This is a genomic window from Klebsiella sp. 4_1_44FAA (assembly GCF_000238715.1).
GTDB lineage: Bacteria > Pseudomonadota > Gammaproteobacteria > Enterobacterales > Enterobacteriaceae > Klebsiella > Klebsiella pneumoniae.
This window is the reverse complement of sequence record NZ_JH414800.1, coordinates 146,182-160,882: the sequence shown is the minus strand read 5'-3', so window position 1 is coordinate 160,882 and position 14,701 is coordinate 146,182. Positions and strand designations below refer to the sequence as shown.

At 59.3% G+C, this 14,701-nt stretch carries 16 protein-coding genes; 12 read left to right on the top strand and 4 right to left on the bottom strand.

What is annotated here, in order from left to right:
* Nucleotides 1–6: 6 nt before the first annotated feature.
* From ispD to rpoS, 7 genes are all read left to right on the top strand, one after another.
* The gene (ispD, locus tag HMPREF1024_RS14585) at nt 7–717 is read left to right on the top strand and encodes a 2-C-methyl-D-erythritol 4-phosphate cytidylyltransferase (RefSeq protein WP_004151063.1); all 711 of its coding nucleotides are present in this window, start codon (nt 7–9) and stop codon (nt 715–717) included.
* The gene (gene ispF / locus HMPREF1024_RS14590; protein WP_004181093.1) at nt 717–1,196 is read left to right on the top strand and encodes a 2-C-methyl-D-erythritol 2,4-cyclodiphosphate synthase; all 480 of its coding nucleotides are present in this window, start codon (nt 717–719) and stop codon (nt 1,194–1,196) included. The genes ispD and ispF overlap by 1 nt, the downstream gene beginning before the upstream one ends.
* Entirely contained in the window at nt 1,193–2,242 is a 1,050-nt protein-coding gene (gene truD, locus HMPREF1024_RS14595; protein WP_009308503.1) for a tRNA pseudouridine(13) synthase TruD, read from the top strand. The genes ispF and truD overlap by 4 nt, the downstream gene beginning before the upstream one ends.
* Nucleotides 2,223–2,984 carry a 5'/3'-nucleotidase SurE gene (gene surE, locus HMPREF1024_RS14600; RefSeq protein WP_004174648.1) on the top strand — a complete coding sequence of 254 codons (762 nt, stop codon included), beginning with the start codon at nt 2,223–2,225 and terminating at the stop codon, nt 2,982–2,984. The genes truD and surE overlap by 20 nt, the downstream gene beginning before the upstream one ends.
* A complete protein-coding gene (locus tag HMPREF1024_RS14605; RefSeq protein WP_002915108.1) occupies nt 2,978–3,604 on the top strand; it encodes a protein-L-isoaspartate(D-aspartate) O-methyltransferase in 627 nt (208 codons plus the stop codon). The genes surE and HMPREF1024_RS14605 overlap by 7 nt, the downstream gene beginning before the upstream one ends.
* 125 nt (nt 3,605–3,729) lie before the next feature.
* Entirely contained in the window at nt 3,730–4,866 is a 1,137-nt protein-coding gene (gene nlpD / locus HMPREF1024_RS14610; protein WP_004149542.1) for a murein hydrolase activator NlpD, read from the top strand.
* A 157-nt stretch (nt 4,867–5,023) separates the two neighbouring features.
* Nucleotides 5,024–6,016: an RNA polymerase sigma factor RpoS gene (gene rpoS / locus HMPREF1024_RS14615; protein WP_002915106.1), complete on the top strand. Its 993-nt coding sequence runs from the start codon at nt 5,024–5,026 to the stop codon at nt 6,014–6,016.
* Nucleotides 6,017–6,068: 52 nt separating this feature from the next.
* On the opposite strand, the gene HMPREF1024_RS14620 is transcribed toward rpoS, so the two are convergent.
* Nucleotides 6,069–6,446, bottom strand: coding sequence for a hypothetical protein (locus HMPREF1024_RS14620; RefSeq protein ID WP_009308502.1), 378 nt, complete (start codon nt 6,444–6,446; stop codon nt 6,069–6,071).
* Nucleotides 6,443–7,645: an MFS transporter gene (locus HMPREF1024_RS14625; RefSeq protein ID WP_009308501.1), complete on the bottom strand. Its 1,203-nt coding sequence runs from the start codon at nt 7,643–7,645 to the stop codon at nt 6,443–6,445. Before HMPREF1024_RS14625 ends, HMPREF1024_RS14620 begins: the two co-directional genes overlap by 4 nt.
* A gap of 108 nt (nt 7,646–7,753) precedes the next feature.
* Here HMPREF1024_RS14625 and HMPREF1024_RS14630 point away from each other — a divergent pair, with 108 nt between their 5' ends.
* Nucleotides 7,754–8,641, top strand: a complete 888-nt coding sequence (locus HMPREF1024_RS14630; RefSeq protein WP_009308500.1) for a LysR family transcriptional regulator — start codon at nt 7,754–7,756, stop codon at nt 8,639–8,641.
* A gap of 8 nt (nt 8,642–8,649) precedes the next feature.
* Here the strand turns inward: HMPREF1024_RS14630 and HMPREF1024_RS14635 are convergent, their stop codons facing one another.
* Nucleotides 8,650–9,057 carry a MarR family winged helix-turn-helix transcriptional regulator gene (locus HMPREF1024_RS14635; RefSeq protein WP_002915102.1) on the bottom strand — a complete coding sequence of 136 codons (408 nt, stop codon included), beginning with the start codon at nt 9,055–9,057 and terminating at the stop codon, nt 8,650–8,652.
* A 173-nt stretch (nt 9,058–9,230) separates the two neighbouring features.
* Between HMPREF1024_RS14635 and HMPREF1024_RS14640 the strand changes: the two genes are divergently transcribed.
* The 4 genes from HMPREF1024_RS14640 to HMPREF1024_RS14655 all read left to right on the top strand — a co-directional run bounded on the left by HMPREF1024_RS14640 (nt 9,231) and on the right by HMPREF1024_RS14655 (nt 11,989).
* The gene (locus tag HMPREF1024_RS14640) at nt 9,231–9,824 is read left to right on the top strand and encodes a non-oxidative hydroxyarylic acid decarboxylases subunit B (protein WP_002915099.1); all 594 of its coding nucleotides are present in this window, start codon (nt 9,231–9,233) and stop codon (nt 9,822–9,824) included.
* On the top strand, nt 9,824–11,251 hold the full coding sequence (locus tag HMPREF1024_RS14645; protein WP_004151060.1) for a non-oxidative hydroxyarylic acid decarboxylases subunit C: 1,428 nt from the start codon (nt 9,824–9,826) through the stop codon (nt 11,249–11,251). The genes HMPREF1024_RS14640 and HMPREF1024_RS14645 overlap by 1 nt, the downstream gene beginning before the upstream one ends.
* A 10-nt stretch (nt 11,252–11,261) precedes the next feature.
* A complete protein-coding gene (locus HMPREF1024_RS14650; protein ID WP_002915098.1) occupies nt 11,262–11,498 on the top strand; it encodes a non-oxidative hydroxyarylic acid decarboxylases subunit D in 237 nt (78 codons plus the stop codon).
* A 338-nt stretch (nt 11,499–11,836) separates the two neighbouring features.
* A complete protein-coding gene (locus tag HMPREF1024_RS14655) occupies nt 11,837–11,989 on the top strand; it encodes a Hok/Gef family protein (RefSeq protein WP_002915097.1) in 153 nt (50 codons plus the stop codon).
* Between the two features lie 118 nt (nt 11,990–12,107).
* Here the strand turns inward: HMPREF1024_RS14655 and mutS are convergent, their stop codons facing one another.
* Nucleotides 12,108–14,669, bottom strand: coding sequence for a DNA mismatch repair protein MutS (gene mutS / locus HMPREF1024_RS14660; RefSeq protein ID WP_004151059.1), 2,562 nt, complete (start codon nt 14,667–14,669; stop codon nt 12,108–12,110).
* Nucleotides 14,670–14,701: the final 32 nt, after the last annotated feature.

The following is a 14,701-nucleotide window of genomic DNA, read 5'->3' as shown; positions in this document are numbered from 1 at the left end:
TACAACATGGCAGCCACTTTTCCGGGCGTTTGCGCCGTGGTGCCGGCAGCCGGTTTCGGCCGCCGCATGCAAACGGAATGCCCGAAACAATATCTCTCAATCGGTAACAAAACGATTCTCGAACACGCGGTCGCCGCGCTGCTGGCGGATGCGCGCGTCCAGCGGGTGGTGATTGCCGTCAGCCCCGGCGATCGCCGCTTCAGCCAGCTGCCGCTGGCGCAGCATCCGCAAATTACCGTGGTGGATGGCGGCGCCGAGCGCGCCGATTCGGTGCTCGCCGGCCTGCAGGCGTTGCCGGAGGCGCAGTGGGTGCTGGTGCATGACGCCGCGCGCCCCTGCCTGCATCAGGACGACCTCAGCCGCCTGCTGTCGCTCTGCGAAACCAGCCGCGTCGGCGGGATCCTTGCGGCGCCAGTGCGCGACACCATGAAGCGCGCCGAGCCGGACAAAACCGCTATCGCCCATACCGTCGACCGCAATGACCTGTGGCATGCGCTCACCCCGCAATTTTTCCCTCGCGAGCTGCTGGTGGATTGCCTCACTCGCGCGCTAAACGAGGGAGCCACTATCACCGATGAAGCCTCGGCGCTGGAGTACTGCGGCTTCCATCCGCAGCTGGTCGCCGGACGCGCGGATAATATTAAAGTGACGCGCCCGGAAGACCTGGCGCTGGCTGAATTTTACCTCACCCGTTCCCGACACCAGGAGAAAGCTTAATGCGAATTGGACATGGTTTTGACGTACACGCTTTTGGCGGTGAAGGCCCAATCATCATTGGCGGGGTACGCATTCCTTATGAAAAAGGGCTGCTGGCCCACTCCGACGGCGACGTCGCGCTGCATGCGCTGACCGACGCGCTGCTTGGCGCCGCGGCGCTGGGCGATATCGGCAAGCTGTTCCCCGATACCGATCCGGCGTTTAAAGGCGCCGATAGCCGCGAACTGCTGCGCGAAGCATGGCGCCGCATTCAGGCCAAGGGCTATACGCTCGGCAACGTCGACGTCACGATTATTGCCCAGGCGCCGAAAATGCTGCCGCATATTCCGCAGATGCGCGTCTTTATCGCTGAGGATCTCGGCTGCCATATGGACGACGTCAACGTGAAAGCGACCACCACCGAGAAGCTCGGCTTCACCGGCCGCGGGGAAGGGATCGCCTGCGAAGCGGTTGCGCTGCTGCGTAAGGCCGACAAATGATCGCCTTTGACCAACTGACCTGGCTGCACGGCAAGCCGCAGAGCAGTGGGCAGCTGAAAGCCAATCCGGAAGATTTTCTGGTGGTGGAAGATCTGGGATTTGCCCCGGACGGCGAAGGCGAACACGTGCTGGTGCGGATCCTGAAAAACGGCTGCAATACGCGCTTTGTCGCCGACGCGCTGGCGAAATTCCTTAAGATCCACGCCCGTGAAGTGAGCTTCGCCGGGCAAAAGGATAAGCACGCCGTCACCGAGCAGTGGCTGTGCGCGCGGGTGCCCGGCAAAGAGATGCCGGACCTGAGCAAATTTCAGCTCGAGGGCTGCCAGGTACTGGAATATGCCCGCCATAAGCGTAAGCTGCGTTTAGGCGCGCTGAAAGGCAACCAGTTTACCGTGATCCTGCGCGAGATTAGCGATCGCCAGGACGTGGAGACGCGTCTGCAGGCCATCGCTGAACGGGGCGTACCGAACTATTTCGGCGCGCAGCGCTTTGGCATTGGCGGCAGTAATCTGCAGGGCGCGTTGCGCTGGGCGGAAAGCGACGCGCCGGTGCGCGATCGCAATAAGCGCAGTTTTTGGTTGTCGGCGGCCCGCAGTGCGTTGTTTAATCAGCAAGTCAGTATTAGATTAAAAAAAACGGAATTTAATCAGGTTGTTGATGGCGATGCGCTACAATTAGCGGGGCGTGGGAGCTGGTTTGTCGTCACACCGGAAGAACTCGAGGTTTCGCAGGCGCGGGTGCACAACCGCGAACTGATGATCACGGCTGCGCTGCCGGGCAGCGGCGACTGGGGAAGCCAGCGCGACGCTCTGGCCGCTGAGCAGGCCGCCATCGCCGAAGAAACTTCGCTGCAGGCGCTGTTGGTGCGGGAGAAAGTTGAGGCGGCGCGCCGGGCGATGCTCCTCTATCCGCAGCAGCTTAGCTGGAACTGGTGGGATGACGTAACCGTTGAACTGCGTTTCTGGCTGCCGGCGGGCAGCTTCGCCACCAGCGTGGTCAGGGAGCTTATCAATACAACGGGTGACTATGCGAATATTGCTGAGTAACGATGACGGGATCCATGCGCCGGGGATACAGACCCTGGCAAAGGCCTTAAGGGAGTTTGCCGAGGTCCAGGTTGTTGCACCCGATCGTAACCGCAGCGGAGCCTCGAATTCGCTGACGCTGGAATCATCCCTGCGTACGTTTACCTTTGAAAATGGCGACATCGCCGTCCAGATGGGCACCCCGACCGACTGTGTCTATCTCGGCGTGAACGCGCTGATGCGCCCGCGTCCGGACATCGTGGTTTCCGGCATTAATGCCGGCCCCAACCTGGGCGACGACGTCATCTATTCCGGCACCGTGGCCGCGGCGATGGAAGGCCGTCATCTGGGGTTCCCCGCGCTGGCCGTGTCGCTGAACGGCTATCAGCATTACGATACCGCCGCGGCGGTAACCTGCACCATTCTGCGCGCCTTAAGCCGCGAGCCGCTGCGTACCGGGCGGATCCTTAACATCAACGTGCCGGATCTCCCGCTTGATCAAATCAAGGGCATTCGCGTGACCCGCTGCGGCAACCGCCATCCGGCCGACCAGGTGATCCCGCAACAAGATCCGCGCGGCAACACCCTGTACTGGATTGGCCCGCCGGGCGATAAGCGCGATGCCGGGCCGGGCACCGATTTTGCGGCAGTGGATGAAGGCTATGTTTCCGTGACGCCATTGCACGTCGATTTAACCGCCCATCAGGCGCATGAGGTGGTCACCGATTGGCTGGAACGTGTCGGGGTTGACAGGCAATGGTAAGTAAACGTGTTGAAAGTTTGTTGAATCAACTGCGCACGCAGGGCATCGTCGATGAACGTGTCCTCGAGGCGATCGCGCTGGTCCCGCGCGAAAAGTTTGTTGATGAAGCCTTTGAACATAAAGCGTGGGAAAACACCGCGCTGCCGATTGGCCAGGGGCAGACCATCTCCCAGCCGTATATGGTGGCGCGGATGACCGAGCTGCTGACGCTGACGCCGGAGTCGCGGGTGCTGGAGATCGGCACCGGTTCCGGCTACCAGACGGCCATCCTGGCGCATCTGGTGCATCACGTATGCTCGGTAGAGCGAATTAAGAGTTTACAGTGGCAGGCGCGTCGTCGCCTGAAACAACTTGATTTACATAATGTTTCAACCCGTCATGGCGATGGGTGGCAAGGTTGGCAGGCGCGGGCGCCGTTTGATGCCATTATTGTGACGGCGGCGCCGCCGGAAATACCGACCGCGCTGCTGGCGCAGCTGGATGATGACGGCGTGCTGGTGCTGCCGGTCGGCGAAGAGCATCAGTTTCTCAAACGGATCCGTCGTCGGGGCAACGAATTTATCATTGATACCGTCGAGGCCGTTCGCTTTGTTCCCCTGGTGAAGGGGGAGCTGGCCTGAGACCCGGATTATTCCAGGTTTTTTTTGCCTGACTTTAGGCGTAGGGTGGACACATTTTTCAGTGTCCTGGCCGGGCGCCGCCCGGTAAGCAAGATATTGGCAGTTAACATATTCCTGGGGGATAAATGAGCGCGGGAAGCACCAAATTTACCGTCAGCCGTATTGCGGCTCTTTCACTGGTTTCACTCTGGCTGGCCGGGTGTACCAACACCAATAATCCGCCTGCGCCGGTTAGCTCTGCCGGCGGCGCCGCCTCTTCCAGCACCAACTCCGGCATGCTGATTACGCCGCCACCCTCCGGCGTCAAGTCCGCTCCTCAGGCGCAGCCGATTCAGCCGATGCAGACCCAGACCATTCAGCCGCAGCCGGCGCCGGTGGCGCAGGAGCCGGTACAGACGGTAAATGGCCGGATCGTTTACAACCGCAAATATGGCGATATTCCGAAAGGTAGCTATACCGGCGGCAGTACCTATACGGTAAAACGCGGCGACACGCTATTCTATATCGCCTGGGTCACCGGCAACGATTTCCGCGACCTGGCGCAACGCAACAATATCCCGGCCCCGTACGCGCTGAACGTGGGGCAGGTACTGCAGGTCGGTAACGCCTCAGGCCAGCCGATCACCGGCGAAAACGCCGTTTCTCAGGCCAGCGCAAGAGCGAGCGGCGGTGCGACGACCAGCACAACTTCTGCACAAAAATCGACCGCGGTGGTTGCTTCACAACCGACTATTACGTATTCTGAATCTTCAGGTGAACAGAGTGCTACCAAGATGTTGCCTAATAATAAACCAGCGACTACAACCACAACGGTTGTCGCGCCGGTGACGGCACCAACAACGGTGAGCACAACCCAGCCGACTGCAAGCAGTACGTCAACCAGTTCGCCGATCTCAGCATGGCGCTGGCCGACTGATGGCAAGGTTATCGAGAACTTTAGCGGCGCGGAAGGCGGCAATAAAGGTATCGATATTGCAGGCAGTAAGGGACAGGCTATTGTCGCGACCGCCGATGGGCGCGTCGTCTATGCCGGTAACGCACTGCGCGGCTACGGTAATCTTATTATCATCAAACATAACGATGATTACCTGAGTGCCTACGCTCATAACGATACCATGCTGGTTCGGGAGCAACAGGAAGTCAAAGCGGGGCAGAAAATCGCTACCATGGGTAGCACCGGAACCAGCTCAACAAGATTACATTTTGAAATTCGTTACAAGGGGAAATCCGTCAACCCGCTGCAGTACTTACCGCAGCGATAATTTGGCAAAGTACGGATAAGCGAAGCATCAGCTAACAGGCGCCAGGGCGGTGTCTACGTTCCTCTCGCAGAGAGGGCAGGGGAAATCGTCCAGGCGTCGTTTGTTGATGTGCCGTGGAAGGTGCTTTGCTCAGGGATCACGGGTAGGAGCCACCTTTATGAGTCAGAATACGCTGAAAGTTCATGATTTAAATGAAGACGCGGAATTTGATGAGAACGGAATTGAGGTTTTCGACGAGAAAGCCTTAGTAGAAGAGGAACCCAGTGATAGCGATCTGGCTGAGGAAGAGCTGCTGTCGCAAGGCGCAACCCAGCGCGTACTTGACGCCACTCAGCTTTATCTTGGAGAGATTGGTTATTCCCCACTGCTGACCGCGGAAGAGGAAGTCTATTTCGCGCGTCGCGCACTGCGTGGTGATGTCGCTTCACGCCGTCGCATGATTGAAAGTAACTTGCGTCTGGTGGTGAAGATTGCCCGTCGTTACAGCAATCGTGGTCTGGCGCTGCTGGATCTGATTGAAGAAGGTAACCTCGGCCTGATCCGCGCCGTTGAGAAGTTTGACCCGGAACGTGGGTTCCGTTTTTCGACCTACGCGACCTGGTGGATCCGCCAGACTATTGAACGGGCGATCATGAACCAAACCCGTACGATCCGTTTGCCGATCCATATTGTTAAAGAGCTGAACGTCTATCTGCGTACCGCGCGCGAGTTGTCCCATAAGCTGGACCACGAGCCTAGCGCGGAAGAGATCGCCGAACAGCTGGACAAACCGGTCGATGACGTCAGCCGTATGCTGCGTCTGAACGAGCGCATCACCTCCGTGGATACTCCGCTGGGTGGCGATTCAGAAAAAGCGCTGCTGGATATTCTGGCCGATGAGAAAGAGAACGGCCCGGAAGACACCACGCAGGACGATGATATGAAGCAAAGTATCGTCAAATGGCTGTTCGAACTGAACGCCAAGCAGCGTGAAGTTCTGGCACGTCGCTTTGGTCTGCTGGGTTATGAAGCTGCCACGCTGGAGGATGTGGGCCGTGAAATTGGCCTGACCCGCGAACGCGTGCGGCAGATCCAGGTGGAAGGTCTGCGTCGCCTGCGGGAAATTCTGCAGGGACAGGGGCTGAATATCGAAGCGCTCTTCCGCGAATAAGACGTTTTCTGTCAAAAAGGCCCCCTCGAAAGTCGGGGCCTTTTTCTTTGGGCTAGCCGAGGCGGGTTTCCTGCAGATGGCGCCAGACAATTTTCCCTTCCGCTTGCTGAAAAATCGCCGTCGACCAGCGAACGTTCTGACTGCTATCCGCCAGCGTTTGGCTTTCACGATATAGCACTGCGGCGCCGTCGTGCCACTCGCTGATGATTTCCATCTGATCCACTACGATATCTAACCCCGGACGGCTGCCGCCGGCGTGGTGGAAAAAACGGCTCACCGTTAGGTAGTCCATCTTCTCACCGCTCAAGGGGATCATGGTAAAATCGGCGGCAAAACGCTTCATCAGCGCCTCAGCGCTTCCTTCGCCATGGCTTAACCAGCGTTCGATAAGGACATGGGCATCGAGGACTTCCTGCAGATAAGGATTCATGACTTCTCCAGAGTGGTGTGCAGGCGATGGATAATCGCCCGATTATTCAGCCGCAGGCAAAACAGCAGCGGCAACAGGGTAATGACGGCGGCGCTAATAAATACCCCCTGCCAGGCGTAGGCCGGCGGGAATACCCTCAGCAGCAGGGCGAGCAGGGCGCTGCCGGCAAAGAAGCTGAGCTGGCGGTTAAGATTCCATAGCGCGCTGGCGTCAGGCATCTCTTCGGCAGGCGTATGCAGGAAAGCGCTGCTTTGCGCGGTGCTGCTGCATAAGCTGCCTCCGCCGCCCATCAGCGTAAAGGCCAGAATCAACAGCGCCAGCGGGCTGTCCGCATCGATCTTCAGCAGCAGCATGATCCCCATCGCCTGAAGCAGGCAGCCGATGACGACCAGCGGCCGGGGCCCGAAGCGGTTGAAATATCTGCCGGTAAAGGTGATGGCGGCAAACGAGGCCAGCGACCAGGGCACCATCAGGGCACCGATTGCCCCCGGCGCCATCCCGGTGACGCGTTGCAGGTAGTACATCCCCACCACGTTGACGCCAATAAACATCCCCGGCACGCAGAGGTAGATCAGCATCGCGAAGCGCAGCAGGGGATCGGCCAGCAGCGACAGTGGAAGAAAGCGAGTCGGGCGAACCAGACGGGGGGTGTCGTTCAGCCATCGCACCGCCAGCACAAAGGTTAGCAGAGCGACAGGCAGGCTGGCGAAAAAGACCCAGCGCCAACTGAACGCCTCGACTAACAGGCCGCCGATCGCCGGCGAGCAGGCGGGGGCCAGCAGGCCGACCAGCATCACCGCCGCCGACAGCTTCGCCCGCTCATGCGGCTGAAACAGCGGCCACGTCAGCGCCTGGCCGAGGGGGATTAACAGCCCGCCGCCCATCCCCTGCAGCGTCCGCCATAAAATCAGTTCGCTCAGGCTGTTGGCAAGCCCTGCCGCCAGCGCGCCGAGGCTGAACAGCCCCAGCGAGAGTAAAAACAGCCGTTTCGCCCCCCAGCGCTCGCTGAGCCAGGCGCTGAACGGCACAACGACCGTCAGACCGAGAATATAGGCATTACTGACCCACGCCAGCTGCGAGACGGAAACCGCCAGCGCGCGGCTGATTGCCGGAAAGGCGATGCTGGCGATAAACATATTGATCAAATCGAGAAAAAAGCCGAACAGAAAAACGGTGGCAACGCGGTGGCGGTAGGTCATGGTTCACTCCCTCAGACAGGCGGCTACTGTAAACCTGCCGCAGCGAGGGATAAACGGGACTAATCGGGATATACTGTCTGAATATTTTTGACAATCATCCGGACGACGATGCTTAATCTTCAGCGCGTGACCATGTTTATCGCCGTGGTAGATGCCGGCAGTTTCACCCAGGCCGCAGCGGCGCTGGGGCAGACCAAGGCGGTGGTCAGCTTTAACGTACGGCAGCTGGAAAATGAGCTGGGGGTGACGCTGCTGCTGCGTTCGACGCGGCGTTTGCGGCTCACTGACGCCGGGGTGCTGTTCTATCAGCGCGGGGTGGCGCTCCTGAACGCGGCGGAAAATCTCCAGGATGAGGTGCGGGCCAGCCATAGCGGCTTAAGCGGGGAGCTACGGATCACCACCACGCCGGAGTATGGCGCGCAGGTTATCATTCCAGCGCTGGCCGCGTTCGCCCGTCGTCATCCGGCGCTGCGGGTGCGCCACGTCTCCTCCTCCCATCATGCCGACCTCATTTCAGAACGATTTGATGTGGCGATACGCCTCGGTACGCTGGCCGATTCCCGCTATCGGGCGACGCGGATAGCCAGTTTCGCGATCCTGCCCGTCGCCTCTCCGGCCTGGCTGGCAAGCCATCCGGTGCAGACGCTGTCCGATCTGGCGCAAGCTGAGTGGATTATTCACGAGCGCCTGCCGACGCCGCTGCGCTGGCAGCTGCGCACGGATCACCGGACAGAGGTGGATTTCGCGATAGCCAGCGCGCCGCGGTTTTCTGCTGATAGCGCTACGGCGCTGATGAGCTTTGCTCTGGCGGGATGCGGCGTCGCCTTGCTGCCCGCATGGCTGGTAGCCAAAAAGGTGGCGCAGCGGGAGCTGGTGCCGCTCCTGCCGGAATACCATTTCCCACAGCAGGGCGTGTATGCCCTTTATCCCGACTCGCAGCATTTGCCGACCCGGGTGCGGGCATTTATTGACTTCCTGCGCGAGAAGGTCGGTTAAGCGCCCGTTCAGGGCGCCATCATTTTGTGCACCAGCCGGGAGAACTGCTCGCGCTCGTCATCGCTCAGGCGGCCGAGAAACTCGTCATCGACCTCATTGCCCTGCGGAATGGAACGGTTAAGCAACGCCTCGCCTTCGTCGGTCAGATAGACAAAACGGCGGCGTTTATCGGCCGGATCGTGCTCCCGGCGCACCAGGCCGCGCGCTTCCATTCGGCTGAGCATCTCCGCCAGCGTAGCCTTGGTGCTGACCGCCGCTTCAATCAGCGCCACCTGTTCGATCCCGGGGTGCTCCGCTACCGAGCGCATCACCGCATACTGAGGTTTAGTCAGGTCCGGCAACGCCTGCTGCCAGCGGGCGGTATGCTGTTGAAAAAGCTGGCGCAGCAGGTGGAATGCTTCGTTTCGTAACTCCATGAATACTCCGTAACAAAACTGTCACCTCTATGATAGCCGTTCGTACGCCTTTTTATACCCTTTCTGCGTTTTGATTAAAAATGCGCACGTATACGAACGATCTTGCCAATAAGGGCTGGAGGGGGTAGTTTAAATATAAAGTTCGTACACGAACAAAAGTAATGAGGTCTGGAATGAAACTGATTATTGGGATGACGGGGGCCACCGGGGCACCGCTTGGGGTGGCATTGCTGCAGGCGCTGCGCGATATGCCGGAGGTGGAAACCCATCTGGTGATGTCGAAATGGGCCAAAACCACCATCGAGCTGGAAACGCCCTGGACGGCGCGCGAAGTGGCCGCGCTGGCGGACTTTTCCCACAGCCCGGCAGACCAGGCCGCCACCATCTCATCCGGTTCATTTCGTACCGACGGCATGATCGTTATTCCCTGCAGTATGAAAACGCTTGCAGGCATTCGCGCGGGTTATGCCGAAGGGCTGGTGGGCCGCGCGGCGGACGTGGTGCTCAAAGAGGGGCGCAAGCTGGTGTTGGTCCCGCGGGAAATGCCGCTCAGCACGATCCATCTGGAGAACATGCTGGCGCTGTCCCGCATGGGCGTGGCGATGGTCCCGCCGATGCCAGCTTACTACAACCACCCGGAGACGGTTGACGATATCACCAATCATATCGTCACCCGGGTGCTGGATCAGTTTGGCCTCGACTATCACAAAGCGCGCCGCTGGAACGGCTTGCGCACGGCAGAACAATTTGCACAGGAGATCGAATAATGGCTTTTGATGATTTGCGCAGCTTTTTGCAGGCGCTGGATGACCAGGGACAACTGCTGAAAATCAGTGAAGAGGTGAACGCTGAGCCCGATCTGGCGGCGGCCGCCAATGCGACCGGACGCATCGGCGACGGTGCCCCGGCGCTGTGGTTCGATAATATTCGCGGCTTTAACGACGCTCGCGTGACGATGAACACCATCGGCTCGTGGCAGAACCATGCCATCTCGCTGGGCCTGCCGCCTAACACGCCGGTGAAAAAGCAGATTGATGAGTTCATTCGCCGCTGGGATAACTTCCCGGTGACGCCAGAGCGCCGCGCCAACCCGGCGTGGGCAGAAAATACTGTTGATGGCGATGATATCAACCTGTTCGATATTCTGCCGCTGTTCCGCCTCAACGATGGTGACGGCGGTTTCTACCTCGATAAAGCCTGTGTCGTTTCGCGCGATCCGCTGGATAAAGATAACTTCGGTAAGCAAAACGTCGGTATCTACCGCATGGAAGTGAAAGGCAAGCGCAAGCTCGGCCTGCAGCCGGTACCGATGCACGATATCGCGCTGCATCTGCACAAAGCGGAAGAGCGTGGGGAAGATCTGCCGATCGCCATTACCCTCGGTAACGACCCGATTATTACCCTGATGGGCGCCACGCCGCTGAAATACGATCAGTCTGAATATGAGATGGCTGGCGCGCTGCGCGAGAGCCCGTATCCCATCGCTACCGCGCCGCTGACCGGCTTTGACGTGCCCTGGGGTTCGGAAGTGATCCTCGAAGGGGTCATTGAAGGGCGTAAGCGTGAGATCGAGGGGCCGTTCGGTGAATTTACCGGTCACTACTCCGGCGGTCGTAACATGACGGTAGTGCGTATCGACAAAGTCTCTTATCGCAGCAAACCGATTTTTGAATCGCTCTACCTCGGTATGCCGTGGACCGAGATTGACTATCTGATGGGCCCGGCGACCTGCGTACCGCTGTATCAGCAGCTGAAGGCCGAATTTCCGGAGGTGCAGGCGGTCAACGCCATGTACACCCATGGTCTGCTGGCGATCATCTCCACCAAAAAACGCTACGGCGGTTTTGCCCGCGCGGTGGGCCTGCGGGCGATGACCACTCCCCACGGCCTCGGCTATGTGAAGATGGTGATCATGGTTGATGAAGACGTCGACCCGTTCAACCTGCCGCAGGTGATGTGGGCGCTCTCCTCGAAGGTTAACCCGGCGGGAGACCTGGTGCAGTTGCCGAACATGTCGGTCCTTGAACTTGACCCAGGCTCCAGCCCGGCAGGCATTACCGACAAACTGATTATCGACGCCACCACCCCGGTTGCGCCGGACCTTCGCGGTCACTACAGCCAGCCGGTGCAGGATCTGCCGGAAACCAAAGCCTGGGCTGAAAAACTGACCGCTATGCTGGCCAACCGTAAATAAGGAGAAGAAGATGATTTGTCCACGTTGCGCCGATGAAAAGATTGAAGTCATGGCGACCTCGCCGGTGAAAGGGGTCTGGACCGTGTATCAGTGCCAGCACTGTCTTTACACCTGGCGAGATACCGAGCCGCTGCGCCGCACCAGCCGCGAACACTATCCGGAAGCGTTCCGCATGACGCAGAAAGATATCGATGAGGCGCCGCAGGTGCCGCACGTACCGCCGCTATTGCCGGAAGATAAGCGTTAATGAAAGGGGCCCGCTAAGTCGGGCCTTTTTTATATTTAGTACAATTATGGAAATTATTTTTTCATTAAATTAAAAAATTACGTGAAGGGTTAATATACCGGGATGACTTTGCGAGCCTGCATCCAGATTATTATAAATTCCGTCTGATTAATTCCTTGCAGATAAATTTCACGCCCTGACGAGTGTAGAATTGCGGCGGGTGCTTGAGGCTGTCTGGCCTTGAGCATTACCAGAACCCCAGACAGACGAAAGCCCCAGGAGATATTTCTATCAACTGAGGCTAGCGAATGAACATAGACAATTCAGATGTTAGTCTCTTCTTTGCAGGGAGGCAAGATATGCTGACAAAATATGCCCTTGTGGCAATCATCGTACTCTGTATTACGGTACTGGGATTTACGCTGTTGGTGCACAGCTCACTATGCGAGCTGAGTATTAAAGAGCGTAATATTGAGTTTAAAGCTGTTCTCGCTTACGAATCGAAGAAGTAGCATCCGCGCGAGGGCAACCCCGCGTATGGGTTGTCAGGACGCATCCTCTAGCACCCATTTTTTGTTTACTAAAACGGCAGCGCTTCACAGCGCTGCCGTTTTTCACCTTAATGGGTGGCTAGACCAGGCTTTTCAGACGGTAGATCCACTCCAGCGCCTGACGCGGGGTCAGGGAGTCCGGATCAAGATTCTCCAGCGCCTCAACCGCAGGCGAGGTCTCTTCCGGGGCGGCGAGTAGCGACATCTGCGTGCCGTCGACCTGGGTCGCCGCCGCGTTGGGCGAGATACTCTCCAGCTCGCGCAGTTTCTGCCGCGCGCGCTTGATCACCTCTTTCGGCACCCCCGCCAGCGCGGCGACCGCCAGGCCATAGCTCTTGCTGGCCGCGCCGTCCTGCACGCTGTGCATAAAGGCGATGGTATCGCCGTGCTCCAGCGCGTCGAGGTGGACGTTGGCGACGCCTTCCATTTTCTCCGGCAGCTGGGTGAGCTCGAAGTAGTGGGTGGCGAACAGCGTCAGCGCCTTGATTTTGTTGGCCAGATTTTCCGCACAGGCCCACGCCAGCGATAGCCCGTCGTAGGTGGACGTGCCGCGGCCAATCTCATCCATCAGCACCAGGCTATGCTCGGTGGCATTGTGCAGGATATTGGCGGTTTCAGTCATCTCCACCATAAAGGTCGAGCGGCCGCTGGCCAGGTCATCCGCCGCGCCGACGCGGGTGAAGATGCGATCGATGGGCCCGATCTCCACCTTCTGCGCCGGGACGTAGCTGCCGATATAGGCCAGTAGCGCAATCAGCGCGGTCTGGCGCATATAGGTACTTTTACCGCCCATGTTCGGCCCGGTAATGATCAGCATCCGCCGCTGCGGCGCCAGCTGCAGCGGGTTAGCGATAAACGGCTCTTTCAGCACCTGCTCGACCACCGGATGGCGGCCTTCGCTGATGCGAATGCCTGGCTTATCGCTAAAGGTCGGGCAGCAGTAGTTCAGGGTTTCCGCGCGTTCCGCCAGGTTGACCAGCACGTCCAGCTCGGCCAGCGCGCTGGCGCTGGTTTGCAGATCGGCGAGATGCGGCAGCAGCAGGTCGAACAGTTCGTCATAAAGCTGTTTTTCCAGCGCCAGCGCTTTGCCCTTGGAGGTCAGCACCTTATCTTCGTATTCCTTCAGCTCAGGAATAATGTAGCGTTCGGCGTTTTTCAGCGTCTGGCGGCGCACGTAGTGGATCGGCGCGAGGTGGCTCTGGCCGCGGCTGATCTGGATGTAGTAGCCGTGGACGGCGTTGTAGCCGACTTTCAGGGTATCGAGGCCCAGCCGCTCGCGCTCGCGGATCTCCAGCTTATCGAGATAATCGGTGGCGCCATCGGCCAGCGCCCGCCACTCGTCCAGCTCTTCGCTATAGCCCGGGGCGATGACCCCGCCGTCGCGGACCAACACCGGCGGGGCGTCGATCACCGCACGCTCCAGCAGTTCGCGCAGTTCGGTGAACTCGCCCATTTTCTCGCGCAATTTTTGCACCGGCTGACTGTCAACGTCGGCCAGCAGCTCACGCAGCAGAGGCAGTTGCTGCAGGGCATGACGCATGCGGGCAAGATCGCGCGGCCGGGCGGTACGCAGCGCCAGACGCGCCAGAATACGCTCCAGATCGCCGACCTGGCGCAGCACCGGCTGCAGCTCGGTATAGCGCTCCTGCAGCGCGCCGATGGTCTGCTGGCGCTCCACCAGCACGGCGGTATCGCGGACCGGCATATGCAGCCAGCGCTTGAGCATCCGGCTACCCATCGGCGTCACCGTACAGTCGAGTACCGAGGCCAGGGTGTTGTCGGTGCCGCCGGCCAGATTCTGGGTGATCTCGAGGTTACGGCGGGTGGCGGCATCCATAATGATGCTGTCCTGCTGGCGTTCCATGGTGATGGAGCGGATGTGCGGCAGCGAGGTACGCTGGGTGTCTTTGACATACTGCAGCAGGCAGCCGGCGGCGCACAGGCCGCGCGGGGCGTTTTCGACGCCGAAGCCGACCAGATCGCGGGTGCCGAACTGCAGGTTTAGCTGCTGGCGTGCGGTGTCGATTTCAAATTCCCACAGCGGGCGACGGCGCAGACCGCGGCGGCCCTCGATCAGCGACGATTCGGCAAAATCTTCCGCATACAGCAGTTCCGCCGGGTTGGTGCGCTGCAGCTCTGCCGCCATGGTTTCGCGGTCGGCCGGTTCGCTCAGACGAAAGCGCCCGGAGCTGATATCCAGCGTCGCGTAGCCGAAGCCTTTGCTGTCCTGCCAGATGGCGGCCAGCAGGTTGTCCTGGCGCTCCTGCAGCAGCGCTTCATCGCTAATGGTGCCCGGGGTGACGATACGCACCACTTTACGCTCGACCGGCCCCTTGGTGGTGGCCGGGTCGCCAATCTGCTCGCAAATGGCCACCGACTCGCCCTGATTGACCAGTTTGGCGAGGTAGTTCTCTACGGCGTGGTGGGGGATGCCGGCCATGGGTATCGGTTCGCCCGCGGAGGCGCCGCGCTTGGTCAGCGAGATATCGAGCAGCTGCGAGGCGCGTTTCGCATCGTCATAAAATAGCTCGTAAAAATCCCCCATCCGGTAAAACAGCAGAATGTCAGGATGTTGCGCCTTTAGCTTGAGATACTGCTGCATCATCGGCGTGTGGGCGTCGAGATTGTCAATTGTGCTCATGGGGTGTTATCCAGATCCCTGATTTGAAATGG